Origin of the sequence: Microbacterium sp. (genome assembly GCF_051953575.1) — a bacterium.
Taxonomy (GTDB): domain Bacteria; phylum Actinomycetota; class Actinomycetes; order Actinomycetales; family Microbacteriaceae; genus Microbacterium.
Genome location: NZ_JBQCIP010000105.1, coordinates 1 through 4,664, shown reverse-complemented (window position 1 = coordinate 4,664; position 4,664 = coordinate 1). Strand labels below are relative to the sequence as shown.

General features: G+C 69.3%; 4 protein-coding genes. 1 reads left to right on the top strand and 3 read right to left on the bottom strand.

The genetic code is table 11. The features are described 5' to 3' along the window. Together ACTHNQ_RS07020 and ACTHNQ_RS07015 are read right to left on the bottom strand one after the other, a co-directional pair. Window positions 1–1,410 (bottom strand): GTP-binding protein (locus ACTHNQ_RS07020; RefSeq protein WP_440332306.1); only part of this gene is annotated, 1,410 nt, incomplete at its 3' end. A 106-nt stretch (window positions 1,411–1,516) separates the two neighbouring features. Then, window positions 1,517–3,322, bottom strand: a complete 1,806-nt coding sequence (locus tag ACTHNQ_RS07015; protein WP_440332304.1) for a dipeptide ABC transporter ATP-binding protein — start codon at window positions 3,320–3,322, stop codon at window positions 1,517–1,519. Window positions 3,323–3,354: 32 nt separating this feature from the next. On the opposite strand from ACTHNQ_RS07015, the gene ACTHNQ_RS07010 reads away from it, so the two are divergent. Then, the gene (locus tag ACTHNQ_RS07010) at window positions 3,355–3,963 is read left to right on the top strand and encodes a PH domain-containing protein (RefSeq protein ID WP_440332302.1); all 609 of its coding nucleotides are present in this window, start codon (window positions 3,355–3,357) and stop codon (window positions 3,961–3,963) included. Between the two features lie 10 nt (window positions 3,964–3,973). Here ACTHNQ_RS07010 and ACTHNQ_RS07005 read toward each other — a convergent pair. Next, on the bottom strand, window positions 3,974–4,664 hold a 691-nt coding region (locus ACTHNQ_RS07005), incomplete at its 5' end, for an ABC transporter permease (RefSeq protein WP_440332301.1).

The following is a 4,664-nucleotide window of genomic DNA, read 5'->3' as shown; positions in this document are numbered from 1 at the left end:
CACGATGAACTCCATGCGCACCCAGCCGGTGCCGTGGTTGACCATCGTCTCCATGCGGCCCTTGCGCGCCGCCATCAGCTGCGTGATCGCGCCGAGGTACTCCTCGGGGGCGTCGATCGTCAGGTGCTCGAAGGGCTCCTTCACCTTGCCGTCCTCGCCCTTCTTGGTGACGACCTGCGGCTTCCCGACGGTCAGCTCGAAGCCTTCGCGGCGCATGTTCTCGACGAGGATCGCGAGGGCCAGCTCGCCGCGGCCCTGCACCTCCCACGCGTCGGGGCGTCCGATGTCGACGACCTTCAGCGACACGTTGCCGACGAGCTCGCGGTCGAGGCGGTCCTTCACCATGCGGGCGGTGACCTTGTGGCCCTTCACCTTGCCGACCAGCGGCGAGGTGTTGGTGCCGATCGTCATCGAGATGGCGGGGTCGTCGACGTGGATCGCCGGCAGCGGCCGGACGTCCTCGGGGTCGGCGATGGTCTCGCCGATCGTGATCTCTTCGATTCCCGCGATGGCGACGATATCGCCGGGGCCGGCCTCTTCGGCGGGGTAGCGCTCGAGAGCGCGGGTCTTCAGCAGCTCGGTGATGCGGGCGTTGGAGTGCGAGCCGTCATGGCGCACCCAGGCGACCGTCTGGCCCTTCTTCAGCGTGCCGTTGAACACCCGCAGCAGCGCGAGACGACCGAGGAACGGGCTGGAGTCGAGGTTCGTCACCCACGCCTGCAGCGGGGCCTCGTCATCGTACGACGGCGCCGGGACGTGCTCGAGGATGGCCTCGAACAGCGGCTCGAGGTCGGCGTTGTCGGGGAGCTCGCCGTTGCCCGGGCGGTTGCGCGAGGCGGCGCCGGCGCGGCCGGAGGCGTAGACCACGGGGACGTCGAGCAGTGCGTCGACGTCGAGGTCGGGGACGTCCTCGTGCAGGTCGGACGCGAGACCGAGCAGCAGATCGTGCGCCTCCTCCTCGACCTCCGCGATGCGGGCATCGGGGCGATCGGTCTTGTTGACCAGGAGGATCACGGGGAGCTTCGCCTCGAGCGCCTTGCGCAGGACGAATCGCGTCTGGGGCAGCGGGCCCTCGCTCGCGTCGACGAGCAGCACGACACCGTCGACCATCGACAGGCCGCGCTCGACCTCGCCGCCGAAGTCGGCGTGGCCGGGGGTGTCGATGACATTGATCGTCACCGGCACGTCGGTGTGCGCGCCGTTGTAGGTGATCGCCGTGTTCTTGGCGAGGATCGTGATGCCCTTCTCGCGCTCGAGGTCGTTCGAGTCCATCGCGCGCTCTTCGACGTGAGCGTGCTCACCGAACGAGCCGGTCTGGCGGAGCATGGCATCGACCAGAGTGGTCTTGCCATGGTCGACGTGGGCGACGATCGCGACGTTGCGGAGGTCCGGACGGAGGGCGCGCGCCATGAGGGAATCCTTGAAAGAGAAGGGGGATGCCGGAATGCCGGCATCCCCCATTCTATCGGGCGCACCTGGACATCTCCTTCCGGTGATGTTCAGGCGGGTCTGAGCATCAGCTCTCGGCGCCCCCGCTGGCCGCGATGAGCGCGGCGCGCGCCTCGCGGCGCAGCCTCTGCTCCTCCGGGTTCGGCACCGGGACCGCCGCGATCAGGCGCTGCGTGTACGGGTCGGTGGCCCCGCGCAGGATCTCGTCGCGCGTGCCCATCTCCACGAGCTTGCCGTGGTGCATCACCGCGATGCGGTGCGCCAGGATGTCGACGACCGCCAGGTCGTGGCTGATGAACAGGCACGCGAACTGCAGCTGCTGCTGCAGGTCCTGCAGCAGGTCGAGGAAGCGCGCCTGCACCGACACGTCGAGGGCCGAGGTGGGCTCGTCCGCCACGAGGAGCTCAGGGGCGAGCGCGAGGGCGCGCGCGATGCCGACGCGCTGACGCTGACCGCCCGAGAGCTCGTGCGGGAAGCGGTTGCGGTAGGACCGCGGCAGCTCCACCTGGCTGAGCAGCTCCTCGACGCGCGTGTCGAGGTCCTTGCCCTTCGCGACGCCCGCGAGCAGGATCGGCTCGCCGATGGACTCGCCGATCGGCATGCGCGGGTTGAGCGACGACGCCGGGTCCTGGAACACGATGCCGGTGCGCCGACGGATCGCGAACAGCTCCTTCTGCGACGGCTTCGAGATGTCGGTGCCGACCGCCGTGAGCTTGCCCTCCGCGATCGGCAGCAGGCCGATCGCCGCACGCCCGAGCGTGGTCTTGCCCGAGCCCGACTCGCCCACGAGGCCGACGATCTCGCCGGGGTAGATCGCGAGGTCGATGTGCTCGGCCGCACGGAACGCCGGGATGCGGCCGCGCTTCGGGTAGTCGATGGCGACGTCCTCGAACGCGAGCACCGGCGTGCGGGTCTCGATGATCTCGTCGGCGACCTCCGTCGCGCGTTCCCGGATCGCCGAGACCGACGGAACCGTCGAGGTCGCGGTGGCGACATCGTCCGTGACGGTCGCCTCGGTCTCGAGCACCCCCAGGCCGAGGTGCGGCACCGACGCGAGCAGCTGCTGGGTGTAGGGGTGCTTCGGGGCGTGGAAGATCTGGTCGACCGCGCCGGACTCGACCACGACGCCGTTCTTCATCACCATGATGCGGTCGGCGAGGTCGGCCACCACGCCCATGTCGTGGGTGATGAGGATGATGGCCGAGTCGAGGCGCTTGTGGAGGTTGCGCAGCAGGTCGAGGACCTCCGCCTGCACCGTCACGTCGAGCGCCGTCGTCGGCTCGTCCGCGATGAGCAGCAGCGGGTCGCACGAGATCGACTGCGCGATCATCGCGCGCTGACGCTGACCGCCCGACAGCTGGTGCGGGTACTTGTTGAAGGACTGCTCGGGGTTCGGCATCTCGACCATGCGCAGCAGGTCGATCGCCTTCTCCTTTGCGACGCTCGGCGACAGGCCCCTGTCGTGCGAGCGCAGCGACTCCATGATCTGGAAGCCGATCGTGTAGACCGGGTTCAGCGCGGTCATCGGCTCCTGGAAGATCACGGCGATCTCGTTGCCGCGCAGCGACCTCAGCGTCACCGGGTCGGCGCCGCGCAGCTCGCGGCCGAGGAGCTTGATCGATCCCGTGACGCGTGCGTTCTCGGGAAGCAGGCCGAGCAGCGACATGGAGCTGGTGCTCTTGCCGGAGCCGGACTCGCCGACGATGGCGAGCACCTCGCCGCGGCGCACCTCGTAGTTCATGTCGATGGCGGCGGGATAGAACTCGCCCTCGACCCAGAACTCGACGCCCAGGTTCTCGACCTTGAGGATCGTCTCAGGAAGGGACTCGTGCGAAGCCGTGGTCTCGGCCTCGACGCCCGTCGTGTCAGTCATTCTGTCGTGTCCCATCTGCAAAGCTTGAAGTCATGTCGTTCCAGGAGGTCTTCTATCGGCCCGTCTTCGGCCGCATCCTCACCGTCGTGACCATCGTTGTGTGCGCTCTCGGCGCTGTCGGGTTGATCTGGTCGGACCCCGCGGCCGCGCTGCGCTACATCTGGCCGATCGCCCTGGTCGCCGTCGTGGCGTGGGCGCTGTTCTGGCGTCCGAGCCTGCGGGTCCAGGAGCACGGGATCACGGTCGAGAACGTGCTGCGCACGCACTTCGTCCCGTGGCCCTCGATCGTCTCCATCGATACGCGCTACTCGCTCACCCTGCACACCGCCGAGGGGCGTGTGCCGGTGTGGGCGGCGCCGTCGCCGGGGCGTCACCGCACACTCGGTCTCGCCCCGAAGGACTTCGACGGAGTGAGCGGGTCCGCCCGCGGCGAGGCGGGCGGCCTGCGCCCGGCCGATGCGATGTCCGTGCCGACCGGCAACCTCGCCCAGCTGATCCGCGGCCACTGGGAGCGGCTGCGGGATGCCGGCGCCTTCGCCAGCGGCGTCGACCCGGAGGCCGCCACCGTGACGTGGCACTGGGCGACGATCGTGGTCGTCGCGGCGCTGGCCGCGGCGACCACGATCGGTCTGCTGGTCTAGCAGCACGTCGTCACCGCTCCGGATTGAGCGGTTCGTCCGTCGGGTCGCCGGGGTGCTCGGGCCGGATGTCGTGATAGCTCACGATGTCCTCGCTCGTGTACACCGCGGCGCCCATCACGGTCACCGAGGGGGCGTCCGTCGAGGGCGTGGTGTCGACCTCGGGCGCGAGCGGTCCGCTCGCACGGCCGGCACGCGCCATCGCACGCTCGCTCGGCATCTTCTTCTGGCGCGGGTCGAACGCGTCGCGCAGACCGTCGCCGATGAAGTTGACGCACAGGGCGATCGCGATGATGAACAGACCCGGCCACCAGAACAGCCACGGACGCGTGGAGAACGCGGCCTGGTTCTCGGAGATGATCTTGCCGAGCGACGTGTCGGGCGACTGCACGCCGAACCCGAGGAAGCTCAGCGCCGACTCGAGCAGGATCGCGCCCGCCATCATCAGCGTCGCGTTGACGACGATGACGCCGACCGTGTTCGGCAGGATGTGGCGGAAGATGATCCGGCGGTCGCGGGCGCCCGACACGCGGGCGGCGTCGACGAACTCGCGTTCGCGCAGCGTCAGGAACTCGCCGCGGACGAGTCGGGCCATGGTCGTCCAGGCGAACAGGCCGATCACCACACCCAGCAGGGCCGCGCCGAGGCTGCCCAGCGCGAAGCCGAGCACCGAGCCGATCACGATCAGCGGGATCGTGATGATG